Raw genomic sequence first — 19,046 nt, 5'->3', positions numbered from 1 at the left:
CATTGCGCTTCAGCTAAAGCATTTCTTTGTAATCCCCTCTGCATCATGTAAAATTATGGCCCATTGCATAATGAATACGAATGAGAGAGTGAATCCGTGCGTAAAATCCTAGTCACCAATGCCCTTCCTTACGCCAATGGCCCGATTCATATGGGTCACTTACTCGGTTATATCCAGGCTGATATATGGGTACGTGCGATGCGTGCAATGGGTCATGACGTGACTTATGTCTGCGCGGATGATGCTCACGGTACAGCCATCATGCTGCGTGCAGAAGCCAACGGTATTTCGCCTGAAGCGCAAATCGCCAATGTACAAAAAGAACATGAGCGTGACTTTGCCGGCTTTAAGGTTGACTTTGACCACTACGATTCAACCCATAGCAACACCAACCGTGCCCGTGCTTCTGAAATTTATGTGAAAAACCGTGAAGCAGGCAACATTGCAGTTCGTCCCGTCACCCAGTTATTTGACCCTGAAAAAGGTATGTTCTTGTCGGATCGTTTCATTAAAGGTACATGCCCGAAATGTAAAGCGGAAGATCAATACGGCGATTCATGTGAAGTCTGCGGTACAACCTACAACGCAACAGAATTACTCAATCCGAAATCGACTTTAAGCGGTGCGACACCTGTAGAGAAATCTTCAGATCACTACTTCTTTAAATTGCCTAACTTTGGTGAATACCTGCAAAAATGGACCCGTGACGAAGGCCGCCTGCCTGTGTCGATTGCCAACAAGCTGGATGAATGGTTTGAAGCAGGTTTGTCGGACTGGGATATTTCCCGTGATGCGCCTTACTTCGGTTTTGAAATTCCGGATGCGCCAAACAAATACTTCTACGTTTGGGTCGATGCGCCAATTGGCTATATGTCGAGCTTTGAAAACTACATCAAAACCAAACGTCCTGATTTGAGCTTTGACGATTACTGGAAAAAAGATTCGAAAAACGAAGTCTATCACTTCATTGGTAAAGACATTGTTTACTTCCATGCACTGTTTTGGCCTGCAATGCTTGAAGGTGCAAACTACCGTACGCCATCAGGCTTATTTGTGAATGGTTTCCTGACTGTAAACGGTCAGAAGATGTCGAAATCTCGCGGTACCTTCATTAAAGCTGAAACCTATTTACAGCACTTGAACCCTGAATACCTACGTTACTACTTTGCATCTAAACTTTCGGATAAAGTTGAAGATTCTGACTTGAACCTTGATGATTTCGTTCAGAAAGTAAACTCTGACCTGGTCGGTAAAGTGGTCAACATTGCCAGCCGCTGTGCGAAATTTATCAACACCAAGTTTGAGAACAAATTATCTGCAACCTGTGCAGAACCTGAACTGGTACAAAGCTTTATTGATGCGGGTGCTTCAATTGCGTCTCAATATGAAGCGCGTGAATTCTCAGCGGCGATTCGTGAAATCATGGCGCTTGCCGACAAAGCCAACCAGTATATCGATGAGAAAAAGCCTTGGGCACTGGCGAAAATTGAAGGTGAAGAACAACAGGTACATGATGTATGTTCAGTGGGTATTAACCTGTTCCGTCAATTGGCGGTTTATCTGGCTCCTGTATTGCCGACTTTGGCTGAACAGGTTCAAGCCTTCTTGCAGTTAGATGCTTTCGATTTCGCTTCTCGTGAAACAATTCTGGTCGGTCATGAAATTGCATTGTTCCAACCTTTAATGCAACGTGTGGACCCGAAAGCTGTGGCGGCAATGGTCGATGCTTCTAAAGATTCTTTAGCTGCCCCTGCTGAAGCACCAAAAGCTGAAAAGAAAAAAGAGAAGAAGGTAGAAAAGAAAGCTGAGCCTAAAGTGGGTGAAGCTGAAATCATCGGTATCGAAGACTTTATGAAAGTTGACCTACGTGTGGCTGAAGTTTTAGAAGCTGCAACGGTTGAAGGTTCTGACAAGCTTCTTCAACTTACTTTAAACGTTGGTGAAGCTGAACCACGTAATGTATTTAGCGGTATTCGTGAGTTCTACCAACCGGAAGACTTGAAAGGTAAACTGGTAGTGATGGTGGCGAACCTTGCTCCACGTAAGATGCGTTTTGGCATTTCTAACGGTATGGTTTTAGCTGCAGGTAATGGCGATGGCGTTTGGGTGATTTCACCTGAATCTGGTGCTAAACCGGGTGATAAAGTGTCTTAAGATTTTAAATCTTAGATAAGAAAAGCCTCTACTGATGTAGGGGCTTTTTCTTAATATTGATAAATGAAAATTTGAGGGAAAAGGTAAAAATGAGTTCAGTCAATCCTGTAAAACCATTCTTAGATACAACCCAAAGAGTTAGGGAATTAAAATTAAAAAAATATGAATTTCAAGGTTTAGGAAATGAATTAGTAATTTCTCAAGAAGAAATAATGACTCAATATAATAAATCTAAGGGAATGAAACATACACGTGACTTAGGCAATCATCGAGAGGAAATTCTACGTGAATACCTGCTTAATAGTAATTTAGTACCTTCTAAGTATCGGATAAGTCAAACAAGTAGTCGAGTGACGGATACTAACGGCAATTATTCTCGAGAACTAGATATTCTTCTTACTAATAATGATGAAAATATTATTTTGATGAAAAGAGGAAAATCCTTAGAAGTTCATCCCGTTGAAAATACATATGGTACAATTCAGGTTAAATCAAAACTAACCCTCAATGAACTTGAATCTGCATTTGAAAATATTGCTTCATATAAAAAATTAAGAAAAAACTTAACAAATCATTCCAGTGGTTTTTCTAATGAAGGATTTGGAATTATTTTTGCCTATACAACAGACTTTGATCACACACAATTAAATACTCATATAAGTAGTTTAAAAGATCATTATTCTTCTGACTTACTCCCTAATGCAATATGCATTTTAGATCACGGCTTTTTCCTACCATTTCACCAAAATAATAGTGTGATACTTTCCGATACATTAAGCAGCATAAAACAAGACCAAATTCAATATTATTGCAATCCAAATCATAATGATCACTTATTTTATTTCCACCACATCTTATTACAGCTATTAAGAGGCACTAGAACAGATATTGTAGACATAGGCAACTATTACAATATTGGTAATATTGATTTTAGCACTAATATTTCTTTTAAATTTGCTTACGGCGAATACTTCGAATTAGCAAAGTGTACAAAGCATAGATCAGCACAAGCAATTGAATATTTAAAAGAAATTAATAGTCAAAATCTTGAGAAAATATTTCAATATATTAGTACTAGCGAACTTTTTGATGAGCTACTCTTAATAGCTAACAAAAACTCTGGATCATTAGTAAAAATTTACAATCCGGATAATATTGATTTAAAAGATTTATTAAAATATGAGGAGGGTTTTTTGGCATATGAAAAAATTATCCTTAATAAGCTAGGTAGTAAATTTGATGTGCTATTACCCCATTATTACATTCAAAAAGAAAATCTCTTCGAAGATTGCCCCCAGTGCAAAAAAAATGCAAAAACTAGGACTAATAGAGCATTAGCTAAAATTAAGCCTTAATCCTCTAGTCAAGCCTCCCTTACCCACATATGGAGAGGGAGCATTCAATAATATTTTAAAATGTATTATCGAAGTATGATAAAAAATATCTATCCCCTTAGAACTTATAAAAACCTATGAAAACTTTACCCCCCCTATTCCTCACCCTTGCTCTAAGCACCACAGCCTTCACTACGCAGGCAGCTGAACCAACCATCACCGCTCAAAAACAAGTGGCTGGCTACTACCATCACCAGCTCGGTAATACCCAAATCACCGCCCTGCTTGATGGTACGAACTACCTAAACCCATCCATGTTTAAAGGCTTAAGCGACAGCGAAAAAAGCGTCATCCTAAAAAAATATGCTGCTATAAATGACAAAGGCGTTCAAACCTCAGTCAATGCCTTTCTCATCAATACAGGCAAGCAACTGCTCATGGTCGACAGCGGTGCAGCAAGCTGCTTTGGCACACATCTGGGTTCAATCTTTAACAACCTGAAAGCTTCAGGTTATCAACCTGAACAAGTGAATGACATCTTCCTCACCCACTTACACCCTGACCATGTCTGCGGCATCTCAAATAACGGCGTAGCGAATTATCCAAATGCCACTTTGCATATTTCAAAAACAGAATATGACTACTGGCTAAATCCCAATACCGTGAAGAAACTGCCAAAAGACAAGCAAGCAGGTTTCTTGGGTACAGTTGAAAAAATTAAAGCGGCTTTAGCTCCATATGAAAAAGCCAAAAAAGTGAAGGTATTCTCGGACAAATCATTGGCATTGGGTGGAATCGAATTTAAGCCTTCTTTCGGACATACCCCGGGGCATTACAGCTTTAAACTCAAAGCTGATGGTCAGGAAGTCGTGTTTATTGGCGACATCGTGCATTCACACACTTTGCAGTTTGACCGCCCTGAAACCGCGATTGAATTTGATACTGATCCCAAAGCAGCGGTACAGACACGTTTAAAACACTTTGCCGAATATGCCAAAGACGGTCAGCTGATTGCTGCCCCGCATTTACCTTTCCCGGGTCTTGGGCATATCTATTCAAAAGATGGGAAAAGCTACCAGTGGATTCCAGTACATTTTAAGGATTGATAAAAGATGTATAAAAATAATCCCCTCAATACAGGGGATTATTTTTTAATGAACTGCTAAGACCTAAACCGTGATTTTCGCTTCATCGGCAACAAAACGTTTGCGTCCGGTCTGTTTGGCTTTAAACAGGTTTTTATCAACCATATTTAAAAAGTTTATTTTGTCATCTTTCTCTGTCGGACAAATACATTTCACCCCCAGACTTAAACTGACATTTTCTGAAATCGGAGATGCCCGATGAGGGAGATTTGCCTGATTCATCATACGAAGGATATTCTCTGCAATTTGAATCGCCCCCTCTAAATTCGTTTCTGGCAATACAATCGCAAATTCCTCGCCCCCATAACGTGCCACCAGGTCACGTGGACGTACACAGCAGCTTTCCAGCATCTGTGCAATCTGCTTGATACAGGCATCACCGATAATATGCCCATTAAAATCATTGTATTGTTTAAAGAAATCGATATCGATCAAAATGACCGACAGGGGCTTTTGTTCACGTATTGCGTTGTCCCATTCACGTGAATAGAAATCGTCAAATAAGCGTCGGTTGGCAATTTCAGTTAAACCGTCTTTATAGGAAAATTCTTCCAGCTTGCGGTGCAACGCTTTTAGTTCCTCTTCTTTTTTCTTGCGTTCAGAAATATCAAACATAAAGCCGACTAAACGTTCAACTTCACCATTTTCCTTTCGTACCACATGAACCACATCACGAATCCAGCAATATCCACCGCTTGCCTTTAAGGCACGATAGTCCGCTTCATGATCTATACCGGCGATGGATTGCGACACACAATAATTCAGGACATGATCACGATCATCCCGGTGCATACGGTCTGCCCAGTCCTGCACCGACTTCCAGGAACTCTGTTCCCAGCCCAGTAACTTTTCAATTTGAGGACCAATATAACTAAACTGTTTGCTGGCCCAGTCTATGCTCCAGGGTATGGCCAAAGTCGACTCTAATAATGTTTTATAAAACATGTCATTCGACAATTGCTGCTCATCAAACGGATTGTTCGACATAAGACTACTCTAATTTGAATGCACAAAAAATGTCTTAATATGTTCTGGTTTTACCCTACACGACATTTCAATACGCGCTTGATGACTAACCTGCCTGAAACAGGCTCCCCCATAAAAACTGCTTTTTCACCACTGAACATTTTTACATTTCAAGATGATTATTTATTCTACAATTTCTCTCCAAGAAGAAACATATATTTCTAGCAATTTGATTTATTTTCAAGGTAATCCCTATGTTCTGCATTTGGAACAACATCCCTGTATTTTTCTAAAATTTTCAAAACAACACTCAGGATCAGATGATGAATAATATTGTTTACTTTGAAATCCAGTCTTCCAATCCAGCCAGAGACATCGATTTTTACCAGTCTGTTTTTGGCTGGAAATTTAGTAAGGTTGAAGGTTTGCCGATTGAGTATTATCAAATCCAAACTGAGAACATGTCTGGCGGTTTACTGAAACGCCCTGCAGAAATCCCTCCAACCCATTGTGGTACCAATGCTTATACCTGTTCTGTACTAGTTGAAAATTTCGATGAAGTCGCACAGAAAATTCTGAATGCAGGCGGTCAAATTGCCATGGACAAATTTGCCATTCCTGGGCGTTGCTGGCAGGGATATTTTCTTGACCCCGATCACAATACTTTTGGCCTGGTAGAAGCAGATGAAAATGCCCAATAAAAAAGCTTTAGAATTAGGGTCTGTTGACACTTCGTCTATGTTTGCGACTAAGAGTATTTTTTAGAGGATACGAGGCGTGAAATACAAAATTTAGTCATTCTAAATGCGTAGTTCACAACGACGTAGCATCAAAAAATACTCTAGTCCCGAAGGGTTGTGGCTAAAATTATCTCAAACTGCGTCATGAAATTTAAAAATGGAACCACCATTCTTTGCATTTCATTCCTTGTCTGATCAATTTTAGCCTACAACGCAAGCCATTTATGAAATGTCAACAGACCCTAAGTAATTAACATAAATTAAGCGACTACATCGACAATGAAAGGCAGAATAGGTGGCATGATTTATGATAATTTATAAGCTCATTTTATCCATTGTGATTTGGGGCATTCGTGGCTGTTCATTTTCTGCATACATCAGACTGGCATCTGGGACAATTCTTTTATAACCATTCACGCCAGTATGAACATGAACAGTTTTTAAGCTGGCTGCTTCAACAAATCCAGCAGAAACAGCCCCATGCATTACTGATCGCCGGTGATATTTTTGATGTCATCAATCCTGCATCCAGCGCGCAAAAACAGCTTTATCAATTCTTGGCCGATGCCCATGCCCTTGCCCCGCATATGCAAACCCTGATGATTGCCGGTAACCATGACTCGGGCTATCGTATTGAACAGGTCGAGCCCTTACTGGAAAAATACAATGCCAGAACCGTCGGCGTAGTTCATAAAAATGAGGATGGTCAGATTGATTTAGACCGGTTGCTGGTTCCGATTTATGATCAACAGAAACACATTGTGGCCTGGTGTTTGGCGCTGCCCTTTTTACGTCCGGCAGAAATTACTGGTTTTAATGAACACACCACCAATAGTCAAAATGCGATTGCTTATTTGCACCAGCAACTGATTGCAGAAGCCAAAAAACGTAAAATGGATGATCAGGCGCTTATTCTGATGTCACATGCGCATATGCAAGGCGGTGAAACATCCGACTCGGAACGCCCGATTATTATTGGCAATGAAGAAGCCTTATCGACGGCATTATTTGATAACTGTATTGATTATGTCGCGCTGGGGCATTTGCACAAACCGCAAAAAGTTCAACATGCGCACATCCGTTATAGCGGTTCGCCTATTCCTTTGTCATTTAGTGAAATTCACTATAAGCATCAGATTGTAGAGGTGCAGATTGATCCGTTAAAGCAGGACGAATCACGCTTTCAGTTTGAAGCGATTGCCATCCCGCGCTACATTCAGCTGCATAAAATTCGTGGCGAGCTGAATGAAGTAATGCAAAAACTCAAGGCCTTGCCCGAAGGTGAAATTGAACAGATGGATCAGCGTGAATATGTGGATATTGAATATCACACCCTGACGCCACCCTTGCCCAATTTAAGACAACAGTTTGAAGAAGCCCTGCCTAAAAACCGCTATCGTCTGGTGCGCATTTCGCGGCAATATTTATCTGTAGAAAATGACAGCTCAACAATTGCAAAAATCTGCCTGGAACCGCCAACCCCGGAAAAACTGTTTCAGCAGATCTGGGAAAAACAGGGCTATAGCAATGATGAAACCGTCTTGAACGATTTTATGAGTCTGATGCACGAAGCACAAAAATCACTTGAAGAACAACAAATACGCTAAGAACTGTCCATGAAAATTTTATCCATTCGTATAAAAAATTTAGCTTCCCTTTCAGGTGAGCATTTTATTGATTTTGAAAGTGAACCTTTGGCCAGTGCGGGCCTGATTGCCATTGTCGGCAAAACCGGTGCCGGGAAATCCACCATTTTGGATGCCATGTGTCTGGCACTGTTCAACAAGATTCCACGTTTAAAAGACAGCGACGGAAAATTGCAGGATGTGGATGGTTCAGAGTTACTGACCAACTCGCCTTTGACGGTTTTGCGCCGGGGCACCGCGCATGGCTTTGCCGAAGTCTGCTTTGTCGCGCAGGACCAGAAACGCTATCTTGCGCGCTGGGAGCTGAAACGTTCACGTGAAAAAGTCGATGGCAAACTGCAAAGTGTACAGCGGTATTTAAAATGCCTGACCGATGGCGTGGTGATTGCCGATAAAGCCAAAGCCGTCGATGCGCATATTCACCAAATCTGCCAGCTCAGTTTTGAGCAATTTACCCGTGCGGTGTTATTGGCTCAATCGGAAGTGACGGCGTTTTTAAAAGCCCGCGATAATGAACGCGGTGAGCTGCTGGAATATCTGACCAATTCCAGTATTTTTGGCAAAATTGGCCAGTTGGCCTATGAAAAAACCAAACAGATTGCCAACCAGCGTAAAGAAATAGAGAACATTCTCGGACACATTGAAATTTTATCCGAGGAAGAAATTACTGAATTAACCCATCAATTTCAGCAGGCGAATCAGGCATATCAACAGCTGGAACATGAAAAAGCACAACTGGAAAAACAGCAGCAATGGTTTGAGCGCAAGCAAAAACTGGACAGTGAAATTATTCACAAGCAGCAGGCTTATGAGGAGCAAAAACAGCTTCAGCAAAATCTGGCGCCTGAACAGGACCGTTTAAACCGTCTGCAAATATTTTCCAGCATTCGCCCGGTTGTTTTTCAGCAGCAGCAGTTATTCAAAGCCCAGCAGCAACTGGAACCGCAAATTCAGTCTACTCAAAACAGTTTTGATGGATTAAGCTATCAGTTTGAAGCCGAAAAAGTCAAATATATTCAAGCTGAAACAGATTTGAACAGTTTGCAGCAATTTGAACAGCAACATCATGACGCCCTGCTACAGGTGCGTCAATGCGTGCAGGAACGGGATTTTATTGGCGAAGAATACAAAAAGATTAAAGCCCGTTCGCTCCAGCTGGAACATCAGCAAAAACCCTTACTGGACCAACAGCAAAAGATTGAATTGCAGATTCAGCAGCTTGTGCAGCAACAAAGCCAGCTTCACCAGCAACTGCAACAGAGCCAGCAATTTTCCAGTTTGGATAAAGGCTTAAATGCGCATATCCAGCAATTAAGCCAGTTTATTGTGCAATATCAAAATATTGAAAATAGTCTGGGGCAGATCAGTACAGCTGAAACCAGACTTGCCGAAAACAAGGCTGAATTAGATCGGTTGATTGCCCAATTTGGTCCGGCTGAACAGATTGAAATCCGGCTGGAACAACAGCGCCAGTCACGTGAACAGAAACTGGTACAACTCAATCAGTTCGGCTTTATACAGCAGAAACTGAAAGATTATTTTGAGCTGCAAACCGGGTCCCATCAATTGAATGCTAAGCTGGCTCAACTCAACAGCCAGGCTCGGCAAGCTGAAAAAATCGCTCAACAGGCAGAGCAAACTTTTCAAACGGCCAAAGCTGAACGGATTCAGTTGCAGCAGATTTTACAGCAACAACAACTGCTGCATGCTGAAAATATTGAACATTTACGCATGCAGCTTAAAGCCGGAGAAGCCTGCCTGGTGTGTGGCAGCACCTCACATCCTTACCGTCAGGATGAAACCCTGGTCTCCAAAGCCCTGTTTGAACTGCAACAGCAGCAGGAAGAGCAGGCCTTGGGCAAGGAACAGGACTGCTTTAATAACTGGCAGTCAGCGCAGCAAAATCTCGCCACCCTGCAAGCAGAGTTGACCCAGACCACCCACACCCACCAGCAAATGCTGGAAAAATTGTCAGGCTTTAAAAATGAACTGGCTCAGCAACTGCATCAGGTAAACATACAGCTGAACCTGGAGCAATCTCACGATCAAATGAACGCCGAGATGACGCAGCATCTTCAGCAGCTTAAACAGGACATTTCGGCTATTGAGCATCAGCTGGAAAACTTAAGCCAAAATTCCAAAGCCCAGCAGCAACTGATTCAGGCCATCAGCAGTACTGAACATCAAATTACCTCCGCAAAACATTTACAGCAGCAAGTTCAGCATATCCGGGACTGTCTTACTGCAACCGAACAGCAGGCTTGGCAGCAGCACAGTACCCCATTTGCCGAGCAGACCTTAACACGCTTAAATGTGCGTGCCTTGCAGTTAGAGCAATTAGATGCATTCAACAAACAGCTGGATCAGCAAAAGCAGCAGCTCAGTATATCCAACACCCATCAACAGAATCTCGATCAGCAACTGCTGGATACACAGCAGGCATTACAAGAGATTGCCTTAAAGGGACAACACAATACCGATACAGCCAATCAGCTCATTCATGGCATGACCGGATTAACCGGGCTCAAGCCGAATGAATGGCTGGCAGAACATGATACTAAGCGTCAGCAACTGCAACAGAATTATCATCAATTAAAACAAAGCTTTGAGAAGTTACGCCTTGACTATGAAAAGCAAAAAAGCGAACTGGAACAGCTTAAGGCCCAGCATCAGCAAAACCTGAAAGCGTCCGGTCAATGCCAGACTGAAACTGAACACTGGTTAACACAACATGCAGATTTTAGTCATGATGACCTGGCAGACTTGATTCAGATCAATGCCGAGCAAGAGCAGCAGATGCGTAGCAAACTGCACAATGCCGAACGCCTGCTCAATGAAGCCGCCTCTGCCCTGAAGACCATGCAGGAACAGCATGCAGAACATCTTTTGCAGATGCCGGACATGCAGTTTGAACAGCTCGCGCAATTGATCAGCGTAAATCTTGAGGCATTAAAGGCCCAGCTGGAAACCCGTGACCAGTTAAAACTGAAACTTGAATTGCATCAGCGTAATCTCATCAAGCAACAGCAATATGCCGATCAGATCCAGAAAATCCAGCAGGAGGAACACCGCTGGGGCAAAATTTCCGGGCTGATGGGCGATGCCAGCGGCAAGAAATTCCGCGATTATGCCCAGCAATACAATCTGGATATTTTAATTGAGCATGCCAACCAGCAACTGGCGATGCTGTCGCAACGCTATACCTTGAAACGTCTGGATCACTCCTTGAGTCTGGCAATTATTGACCATGACATGGATGGTGAAACGCGTTCCGTCGCCTCACTTTCAGGTGGAGAATCCTTCCTGACTGCCCTTGCCTTATCCCTGGCGATTGCCAACATGGCTTCAGGTTCGATGAAAATTGAATCCCTGTTTATCGATGAAGGTTTTGGCACGCTGGATGCCTCATCTTTATATATGGTGATGAATGCCCTGGATCAATTGCAAAATCAGGGCCGTAAAGTGGTGTTGATCTCGCACATTCAGGAAATGCACGAACGCATTCCGGTACAGATTCAGGTCAAGCCTCTGGGAGCAGGTGCAAGCACGATTGAAGTCATTGGCTAATGACTTCAATTAAATCCACTTCTTTTTCAATGGATGAGGAGACTGCTCTGCAAGGGAGAATTGATTTAAAGTTACGCCTGTTTAGAATAATCTCGTGCCCCAAATAACGCCGTTCCAACACGAACCATGGTCGAGCCTGCGGCGATCGCCTCATTCATATCCCCCGACATGCCCATACTCAAAGTATCCCAGTCTTCAGGATGAGCATGTTCAGTTTTTACATTTTCAAACAAGGCTTTGGCATCGCTAAATGCTTGCGGATTATTCGGTGCGGGAATCACCATCAGACCACGCAATTTTAAATGCGGTAGCTGGCTGATGCTTTTAACCAGCTCAGCCACTTCATTCGGCTGACAGCCATCTTTCGTGTCCTGCGCATCAATATTGACCTGCAAACAGATATTCAGTGGTGCCTGATTCGCCTCACGCTGATTCGACAAGCGCTCTGCAATAATCAGACGGTCTACCCCATGTACCCAGGCAAACTTTTCTGCCAGATGCTTGGTCTTGTTGCGCTGCACATGACCAATAAAATGCCATTCAATATCCAGATCACCCAAAGACTCCATTTTATCCAAGGCTTCCTGTAAATAATTTTCCCCAAATGCACGTTGTCCGGTCTGGTACATTTCGCGCAAAGACTCACTTGGATGGGTCTTTGAAACAGCCAGCAACTGTACGCTTTCCACATTGCGCCGGGCATGTTTACAGGCATCTTCTATTTGCTGTATAACTTGATTTCGTGACTGTTGAAGACTATTCATTGACGAGGTTCTCATTTCATTCATCTTTTTTTGCCTTCCCTTGCAACTAACTGTTGGTTAAGCTTTGGGAAAGCCTTATTATTCTATCAAAATAAATAACATTTAAATGAACTCGGGGAAATTATGGATATCACTGAACTTTTAGCGTTTTCAGCTAAAAACGGGGCATCAGATTTACACTTATCTGCGGGGATGCCGCCACTGATCCGTGTCGATGGTGAAGTCCGCCGTATTAACTTGCCAGCTTTGGAACATAAAGAAGTACACAAACTTGTGTATGACATTATGAACGACAAACAGCGTCGTGATTTTGAAGAAAAGCTAGAAACCGACTTTTCATTTGAAGTTCCAGGGGTAGCCCGTTTCCGTGTGAACGCATTTAACCAGAACCGCGGTGCAGGTGCAGTGTTCCGTACCATTCCTTCAAAAGTACTGACAATTGAAGATCTGGGCATGGGTCAAATCTTTAAAGATATCTGTAATTACCCGCGCGGTATCGTCTTGGTGACTGGACCGACAGGTTCGGGTAAATCCACCACCCTGGCGGCCATGATCGACTATATTAACGATCAGCGTTATGACCATATCCTGACTGTAGAAGACCCGATCGAATTTGTACACGAATCCAAAAAATGCCTGGTCAACCAGCGTGAAGTTCATCGTGATACCCATGGCTTTAACGAAGCACTTCGTTCAGCACTGCGTGAAGACCCGGATATTATCCTGGTCGGAGAGATGCGTGACCTTGAGACCATCCGTTTGGCACTGACTGCCGCTGAAACCGGTCACCTGGTGTTCGGTACACTGCATACCACCTCTGCGGCAAAAACCATTGACCGTGTGATTGACGTATTCCCGGCCGAAGAAAAAGACATGGTACGTGCCATGTTGTCTGAATCCTTACAAGCGGTGATCTCGCAAACCCTGCTCAAGAAAAATGGCGGTGGTCGTGTCGCTGCACACGAAATCATGATTGGTATTCCAGCCATCCGTAACCTGATCCGTGAAAACAAAGTGGCGCAAATGTATTCTGCCATTCAAACCGGTGCCAACTACGGCATGACCACGCTTGATCAAAGTTTAAAAAACCTGGTTGCAAAAGGTGTGATCAGTCCGCAAACGGCCCGCACAATGGCGAAACAGCCAGAAGCATTCTTATAATTTGAAAACGGATTGGGGTTCTTATTATGGATTTTAATGACTTGCTCAATTTGATGATTCAACAGAAAGCATCGGACTTGTTTATTACGGCCGACGTTGAACCATCCATGAAAATTAATGGTCAGATTGTGCCCGTCGCAAAAGCCAAACTGACTGGTGAAGTGGTGGGGCAGCTTTTAAACTCGATTATGAGTGATAAGCAGCGTAAAGAATTTGCCGAAACACGCGAATGTAACTTCGCCATCAACAACCGCGACAAAACTGCGCGTTTCCGTGTCAGTGCATTTCAACAGCGCGATCAGCCAGGTATGGTTTTACGTCGTATTGAAACTGTAATTCCGACTATGGATGACCTCAAGTTACCGTCAATTTTAAAAGAACTGGCGATGACCAAGCGCGGCATCATCATTTTCGTCGGTGCAACCGGTACCGGTAAATCCACCTCTTTGGCATCCATTATTGGCTACCGCAACCAGAACTCCAAAGGTCATATCATTACCATTGAAGACCCGATTGAATTTATTCATGAACATGCCGGCTGTATCATCACCCAGCGTGAAGTCGGGATTGATACCGACACCTTTGAAGTAGCACTGAAAAATACCCTGCGTCAGGCACCCGATGTGATTCTGATTGGTGAGATTCGTTCCCGCGAAACCATGGACTATGCCATTGCCTTTGCCGAAACCGGCCACCTGGTTTTTGCCACCCTGCACGCCAACAACGCCAACCAGGCCATTGACCGTATTATTCACTTCTTTGAAGCGGACCGACACAACCAGCTGTTTATGGATTTATCGCTCAATTTAAGAGCCATTGTAGCGCAGCAATTGATTCCAACCATAGATGGCAACTCACGTCGTGCAGCGATTGAAATCCTGATCAACTCGCCTTTAATTTCAGACCTGATCCGTAAAGGGGATGTACATGAAATTAAAGACCTGATGAAACGTTCACGTGAACTGGGCATGCAGACCTTTGACCAGGCCCTGTTTGACCTCTACAAAGCCAAACAAATTAGCTATAAAGATGCACTTAAGCATGCCGACTCACCAAACGATCTGCGCTTGCAAATCAAGTTGTCGGAAGAAGGTGGCGATCGCTTAATGCGTGCCAGTTCGAATATTACTTTCGATGGCCAGGCTTAAAACTTAATTAAAATGCAAAAAAACAGGCTTTAAATAAAGCCTGTTTTTTTTTAACTGATTCCAAGTCAGTGTTATTTTTTACGTAATGCTTCCTGGCATTCTGCCGCATCACAATAACCGTAAAGGTTCAAAGAGTGACCGGTTAAAGTGAAGCCAAACTTTTCAGCCACTTCATGTTGCTCATGTTCAATTACGTCATTGGTGAATTCGACTACTTTATTGCAATTCTGGCAGACAATATGATCGTGATGATCTTCTTGCATAATTTCGAAAACTGAATGATTATTTTCAAAATGATGACGCTGGATAATGCCTGCAGCTTCAAATTGTGTTAACACGCGATACACAGTTGCTAAACCGACATCTTCACCCTGTTCCAGTAGAGTCTTATAAATATCTTCTGCGCTTAAATGATGTTGTCTTGAATTTTCTAATAATTCCAATATTTTTATTCGTGGAAGCGTAACTTTAAGTCCAGCTTTGCGTAAATCTTGATTTGAAATAGGCATGTAAAAGGGTCTCTCAACAAATTTAAAGTTGGAATATGCAACAAAGTTAAGATGCAGTATGATCTATCCTTGGATCAAATGCATCATAATTAATTTGGGATAGTGTAGCAAAATGCAAAAAATCATGTTGACGTTATTCGTCACTTCACTGCTCGCAGGCTGTTCGACCTTGGGCGTTTATAAAGTTGATATTCCTCAAGGAACACCATTAACTCAAGCACAAGCGTCAAAAATTCAAGTCGGTATGAGTCACCAACAAGTCCGCTTTTTGCTGGGTAGCCCTACAATAACAGATCCAATGAATCCTTTACGTTGGGACTACATTTACAACTATATACCAGGAACTTATGCGAAAAAAGCCAAGATTCCGGCAGCCCATGGTCAACATTTAAAAATTTACTTCGATCAAACCGGTACGGTGCAAAAGATTGAAGGTCTAGAAACCATTCCAGAATCTCAACCTGGCTTGCCAGGCTCAAAAGAAGCGATTTTAACTGCGCCACCACTATAGACACTTTAAAATAAAAATAAACCCCTCGTTGAGGGGTTTTTCTTATCACTTCAATTGTTTAAAGCGATTTCCACGACAATATCGCCCAACCGGGTTGGCTGCTGCACGTTTGCGTCGAATATCCTTCGGATTGATGGTGAGCGGTCGATAAATCTCGACACGGTCACCGGCTTGCAAGATGTGATGCAGATCTTTCAGGCGCACGCCAAAAATTCCCAGAGCGAGCGGTTCTGCCAAGTCAACCTGTGCCCGAATACCACTTTGTTCAATCGCCTCTAAAGCGGTCATGCCTTGCCGAAAAGGCAGCGCAATATGAAACTGTTGCTCCGGTGCCGCATAGGCGACCCAAACCTGTTGTAGCTCACTCATCAGAACAATTGCCCAATAATTGCGATCATCGCCAGGATAATCGAAACAGGTAACACCACACGAACAGCAATACGCCACAGGTTATAAAATAACTCATTGCTGAAATTCATCGCCTTACGCAGATGGCTAATCTTCATGATCCATCCGGCAAAAATGGCATAGATGAGACAGATCACTAAGCCCCAAAGCATCAATAGTGTATTAAAAATCGGGCTCATTGCAGGAATTGCCCAAACAAATACGGCAGCTAGAATAAGCAACCATTGAATCACGATATTCAACTGACGCTGCAACAGCTGTTCACGCGCCATTTGCAATAACAATGCCGCAGCACTCACGACAGCAACCACCAAAGCCAGGCTTGGGATTTGTGCATTAGCAGCAAAGAAAGCAAAAGCAATTACCGCAACTAACTGCGCGATCCAGATCGGCAATACGGTTTTGCTTGCCATATCTTGCTGTTGAACCGCAGGCAAACTAGTTTGCCAGTACAAGCCCATGCCTAAACCACTTGCCACCAGTGCCAGGACGGTTGCACTGCCCCACTCGCTAAATTCAACCGGTGTTACATGCCAAGACGGTAAAGGTGTTCCCATCACATTGGCCAGAATAAAAGCAGCAAAAACCCCAATCACCGTTAAAAGCAGAATAATTTTTCGCGGTGCAAATGAAACTAAAATAGCAACAACAGCCAGGGCTATAAATAAAAGATGCGGTGCAATTGCATTAGCGGCAAAATGTCCCAGCAGCTGGCTCGCATTCGACAACATGCCACCTGCCAGAAAAGGAATAAAGACCACGGCCAGCCAGCCAACGATACGCCATTTTTGCGAGGCATCCGCATCCCGGGTCAAGCTGGACAAAGCATTTAAAGCTGTTGTTTTAGAACGCTTTGCCAATGCAATTTCCAAATAGCAGATCGGCAAAGCCAAAATAAGCATGGTAGCTAACCATAACAGCCAAAAATCAAGCTGACGATCAAGCTGAATCCCTACAATCGGTGCTAAAGTGGCAATGATGATAAAAGATAAACAAAATGCCATCAGCGGTGATAGCCATCGTGACATCGCATTGTCCTGCATGATGCGTTCCTAAAAAAAGTCTTTCGCTATTTTGCCTTTCTCATAAGTGAAAATCAAAAAGAAAAAGCAAACCATTATGCCTAATGATTTGCTGCGCAAAATGATTATCTTTTTAATTGTTGTTATCTCGTTTCTCTTTTATGAGAAAAAACGAGCAAACCAGTTTTTACCTGTTTTCTTTTCTTTTTCTTTAATAATACCCATCATGTTTTCTTTTACCGCGCCGACATAATCGGCATCATCGTGCTGAATATGATTGATCAGCCATTTTGAAAGCACTTCATGTAATTCACCTTCAATCGCCTGTCCCATTTCAAAGCGGCTACGATACGATTCAATCTTTTTAATGAATAAATCATGCACACGTTTATGCGGTACGCGGTATTTATAACCGGCTTCTTCCTGCAAAGACTCTTCAAAAGTAAAATGCGACTGAGTGTAATCAATGATATTATCAAGAATCTGTTTAATACGCGCACGGTCGGTATTTTCAACGATGTCATCAATTTCATTAATATAATCAAGAATTCGTTTATGCTGATCGTCAATCACATCGATGCCAGTATTATATTCTGGAACCCATTTCATTTTCATTACGACCACCTATTAGATATAACCGATTAATCACATAAATTCATAATATATTGATTTTCAACAAATAAAAATGCACCAAAATAGTCGGCTTTTAGGTTTTTTTATAAAACAAATATAAATCATTGATATATATTCAATTATATTTAAAGACCCACTAAAAAGATAAAGTATTTTTTAACCAATATATTCAAAAAAAACAGCCGTTAATTTTAATATAAAGTATTGTCTCTCTATTTCTTATCTTTTCAAACATTTAATGAATATAAATTAATGATAAAAAACGTGCTTTATTGCCACTATTTAAGCTAAATCCTATAAACCACTCACTTAAAACATAAAAAATGCATTTAAAAACTTCTCGCTATATAAAAAACACCAGATAGGAATCCATATATGGTGTTTTTTATACCTGGGGAAAGAATATTACTAATATTGATCGGCCTTGGTGATTCGTTTCAAAGCCGGATTCAAGCGTTCACGTTCCAAGCGTTCAACATAAGTCTGCTTTTTGCGAACCGGTCGGCCATCCTGAAATAAAATCATCTCTCCTGGTACAAATGCGGTCCAGGTTTCATTTTGGGTTAAAGGTTCTGTGGTAATGACGGCGACACGATCTTCTGGTGTCGTCACCTGACTGAAATCAACTTCAACATCGAGATCAATCAATTGTGCCGGTTTAAAAGGATATTCACGTACCAACCAGTGCAATTTGGTAATCGCATAAGTAAATAATGCCTGACCATTCGACAGGCAGAAATTAAAGGTGCCATGTTCGGCTATTTTTGGAGAAATTTCTGCCAATAAATCGAACACCTGATCGAGCTTGGGTTCATGATAACCAAATTTAAGTACAAGTTGATCTAACAAATAACAGAAGGCACGCTCACTGTCGGTATTGCCGACCGGAGTAAAACGACCCGATAAAGTTGGATTAAAGTCGTGTAAATCGCCATTATGGGCAAAAATCCATTGCCGCCCCCAAAGCTCACGGCTAAAGGGATGCGAATTTTCCAGATTGATTTTACCCTGAGTGGCTTTACGGATATGTGCAATCACGTTGCGTGATTTAATGGGATAATTACGAATGAGTTCAGCAATCGGTGATTCAACTGCGGATTGATTATCGACGAAAAGTCGGCAGGCTTTATCTTCAAAGAAAGCAATGCCAAAGCCATCACAATGGTCTGATGTAATGCCAGCACGCTGAGAAAAACCACGAAACGAGAAAGTCACATCCGTGGGCGTAGCACAATTCATTCCGAGTAACTGGCACATAAGTCTTCATCATCTGTTTAATCCACCACCATGCTATTTTGCATTACTCCTTTGCCCATTACAAACAGCAAAATCAAGGTT

The 19,046-nt window shown here is 42.4% G+C and carries 16 protein-coding genes; 9 read left to right on the top strand and 7 right to left on the bottom strand.

The window, feature by feature from the left end:
- Positions 1-96: 96 nt before the first annotated feature.
- The 3 genes from metG (at position 97) to ACPUEY_RS00615 (ending at position 4,594) form a co-directional block, all read left to right on the top strand.
- Complete coding sequence (gene metG / locus ACPUEY_RS00625) at positions 97-2,154, top strand: methionine--tRNA ligase (RefSeq protein WP_425120758.1); 2,058 nt, start codon at positions 97-99, stop codon at positions 2,152-2,154.
- Between the two features lie 89 nt (positions 2,155-2,243).
- Positions 2,244-3,509, top strand: coding sequence for a DUF6602 domain-containing protein (locus tag ACPUEY_RS00620; RefSeq protein WP_425120757.1), 1,266 nt, complete (start codon positions 2,244-2,246; stop codon positions 3,507-3,509).
- 116 nt (positions 3,510-3,625) lie between these two features.
- On the top strand, positions 3,626-4,594 hold the full coding sequence (locus ACPUEY_RS00615) for an MBL fold metallo-hydrolase (RefSeq protein ID WP_425120756.1): 969 nt from the start codon (positions 3,626-3,628) through the stop codon (positions 4,592-4,594).
- 63 nt (positions 4,595-4,657) lie between these two features.
- On the opposite strand, the gene ACPUEY_RS00610 is transcribed toward ACPUEY_RS00615, so the two are convergent.
- On the bottom strand, positions 4,658-5,620 hold the full coding sequence (locus ACPUEY_RS00610) for a diguanylate cyclase (RefSeq protein WP_425120755.1): 963 nt from the start codon (positions 5,618-5,620) through the stop codon (positions 4,658-4,660).
- A 302-nt stretch (positions 5,621-5,922) separates the two neighbouring features.
- On the opposite strand from ACPUEY_RS00610, the gene ACPUEY_RS00605 reads away from it, so the two are divergent.
- The 3 genes from ACPUEY_RS00605 to ACPUEY_RS00595 all read left to right on the top strand — a co-directional run bounded on the left by ACPUEY_RS00605 (position 5,923) and on the right by ACPUEY_RS00595 (position 11,552).
- Positions 5,923-6,300, top strand: coding sequence for a VOC family protein (locus ACPUEY_RS00605; protein ID WP_131274146.1), 378 nt, complete (start codon positions 5,923-5,925; stop codon positions 6,298-6,300).
- A gap of 392 nt (positions 6,301-6,692) precedes the next feature.
- Positions 6,693-7,946: an exonuclease SbcCD subunit D C-terminal domain-containing protein gene (locus tag ACPUEY_RS00600; RefSeq protein ID WP_425120754.1), complete on the top strand. Its 1,254-nt coding sequence runs from the start codon at positions 6,693-6,695 to the stop codon at positions 7,944-7,946.
- Positions 7,947-7,955: 9 nt separating this feature from the next.
- Positions 7,956-11,552 (top strand): AAA family ATPase, encoded by a 3,597-nt coding sequence (locus ACPUEY_RS00595; RefSeq protein WP_425120753.1) that lies wholly within the window; start codon positions 7,956-7,958, stop codon positions 11,550-11,552.
- Between the two features lie 71 nt (positions 11,553-11,623).
- Here the strand turns inward: ACPUEY_RS00595 and ACPUEY_RS00590 are convergent, their stop codons facing one another.
- The gene (locus tag ACPUEY_RS00590; protein ID WP_131274149.1) at positions 11,624-12,316 is read right to left on the bottom strand and encodes a YggS family pyridoxal phosphate-dependent enzyme; all 693 of its coding nucleotides are present in this window, start codon (positions 12,314-12,316) and stop codon (positions 11,624-11,626) included.
- A 123-nt stretch (positions 12,317-12,439) separates the two neighbouring features.
- On the opposite strand from ACPUEY_RS00590, the gene ACPUEY_RS00585 reads away from it, so the two are divergent.
- Positions 12,440-13,477: a type IV pilus twitching motility protein PilT gene (locus ACPUEY_RS00585; protein WP_092819831.1), complete on the top strand. Its 1,038-nt coding sequence runs from the start codon at positions 12,440-12,442 to the stop codon at positions 13,475-13,477.
- A 26-nt stretch (positions 13,478-13,503) separates the two neighbouring features.
- On the top strand, positions 13,504-14,625 hold the full coding sequence (locus ACPUEY_RS00580) for a PilT/PilU family type 4a pilus ATPase (RefSeq protein WP_425120752.1): 1,122 nt from the start codon (positions 13,504-13,506) through the stop codon (positions 14,623-14,625).
- Positions 14,626-14,696: 71 nt separating this feature from the next.
- Here ACPUEY_RS00580 and fur read toward each other — a convergent pair whose 3' ends face one another.
- Positions 14,697-15,134 carry a ferric iron uptake transcriptional regulator gene (fur, locus tag ACPUEY_RS00575; protein ID WP_092819833.1) on the bottom strand — a complete coding sequence of 146 codons (438 nt, stop codon included), beginning with the start codon at positions 15,132-15,134 and terminating at the stop codon, positions 14,697-14,699.
- Positions 15,135-15,246: 112 nt separating this feature from the next.
- On the opposite strand from fur, the gene ACPUEY_RS00570 reads away from it, so the two are divergent.
- Positions 15,247-15,645 carry an outer membrane protein assembly factor BamE gene (locus ACPUEY_RS00570; protein WP_092819834.1) on the top strand — a complete coding sequence of 133 codons (399 nt, stop codon included), beginning with the start codon at positions 15,247-15,249 and terminating at the stop codon, positions 15,643-15,645.
- A gap of 45 nt (positions 15,646-15,690) precedes the next feature.
- Here the strand turns inward: ACPUEY_RS00570 and ACPUEY_RS00565 are convergent, their stop codons facing one another.
- The 4 genes from ACPUEY_RS00565 to ACPUEY_RS00550 all read right to left on the bottom strand — a co-directional run bounded on the left by ACPUEY_RS00565 (position 15,691) and on the right by ACPUEY_RS00550 (position 18,965).
- On the bottom strand, positions 15,691-16,014 hold the full coding sequence (locus ACPUEY_RS00565; protein ID WP_425120751.1) for an RnfH family protein: 324 nt from the start codon (positions 16,012-16,014) through the stop codon (positions 15,691-15,693).
- Positions 16,014-17,096: a hypothetical protein gene (locus ACPUEY_RS00560; RefSeq protein WP_131274152.1), complete on the bottom strand. Its 1,083-nt coding sequence runs from the start codon at positions 17,094-17,096 to the stop codon at positions 16,014-16,016. Before ACPUEY_RS00560 ends, ACPUEY_RS00565 begins: the two co-directional genes overlap by 1 nt.
- A 138-nt stretch (positions 17,097-17,234) precedes the next feature.
- On the bottom strand, positions 17,235-17,690 hold the full coding sequence (locus ACPUEY_RS00555; protein ID WP_092819837.1) for a bacteriohemerythrin: 456 nt from the start codon (positions 17,688-17,690) through the stop codon (positions 17,235-17,237).
- A 426-nt stretch (positions 17,691-18,116) separates the two neighbouring features.
- Positions 18,117-18,965, bottom strand: a complete 849-nt coding sequence (locus ACPUEY_RS00550) for a class II glutamine amidotransferase (RefSeq protein ID WP_425120750.1) — start codon at positions 18,963-18,965, stop codon at positions 18,117-18,119.
- Between the last annotated feature and the right edge of the window lie 81 nt (positions 18,966-19,046).

This window comes from Acinetobacter sp. G11 (genome assembly GCF_049808495.1).
Lineage (GTDB): Bacteria > Pseudomonadota > Gammaproteobacteria > Pseudomonadales > Moraxellaceae > Acinetobacter > Acinetobacter kookii.
The sequence above is the reverse complement of the archived record's forward strand: the minus strand, read 5'-3'. Positions and strand labels throughout refer to the sequence as shown.

Coding starts and splice junctions, on each gene's coding strand:
- ACPUEY_RS00620 (WP_425120757.1), top strand. CDS start 2,244: ATGAGTTCAGTCAATCCTGTAAAACCATTCTTAGATACAACCCAAAGA.
- ACPUEY_RS00615 (WP_425120756.1), top strand. CDS start 3,626: ATGAAAACTTTACCCCCCCTATTCCTCACCCTTGCTCTAAGCACCACA.
- ACPUEY_RS00610 (WP_425120755.1), bottom strand. CDS start 5,620: ATGTCGAACAATCCGTTTGATGAGCAGCAATTGTCGAATGACATGTTT.
- ACPUEY_RS00605 (WP_131274146.1), top strand. CDS start 5,923: ATGAATAATATTGTTTACTTTGAAATCCAGTCTTCCAATCCAGCCAGA.
- ACPUEY_RS00595 (WP_425120753.1), top strand. CDS start 7,956: ATGAAAATTTTATCCATTCGTATAAAAAATTTAGCTTCCCTTTCAGGT.
- ACPUEY_RS00590 (WP_131274149.1), bottom strand. CDS start 12,316: ATGAATAGTCTTCAACAGTCACGAAATCAAGTTATACAGCAAATAGAA.
- ACPUEY_RS00585 (WP_092819831.1), top strand. CDS start 12,440: ATGGATATCACTGAACTTTTAGCGTTTTCAGCTAAAAACGGGGCATCA.
- ACPUEY_RS00580 (WP_425120752.1), top strand. CDS start 13,504: ATGGATTTTAATGACTTGCTCAATTTGATGATTCAACAGAAAGCATCG.
- fur (WP_092819833.1), bottom strand. CDS start 15,134: ATGCCTATTTCAAATCAAGATTTACGCAAAGCTGGACTTAAAGTTACG.
- ACPUEY_RS00570 (WP_092819834.1), top strand. CDS start 15,247: ATGCAAAAAATCATGTTGACGTTATTCGTCACTTCACTGCTCGCAGGC.
- ACPUEY_RS00565 (WP_425120751.1), bottom strand. CDS start 16,014: ATGAGTGAGCTACAACAGGTTTGGGTCGCCTATGCGGCACCGGAGCAA.
- ACPUEY_RS00560 (WP_131274152.1), bottom strand. CDS start 17,096: ATGCAGGACAATGCGATGTCACGATGGCTATCACCGCTGATGGCATTT.
- ACPUEY_RS00555 (WP_092819837.1), bottom strand. CDS start 17,690: ATGAAAATGAAATGGGTTCCAGAATATAATACTGGCATCGATGTGATT.
- ACPUEY_RS00550 (WP_425120750.1), bottom strand. CDS start 18,965: ATGTGCCAGTTACTCGGAATGAATTGTGCTACGCCCACGGATGTGACT.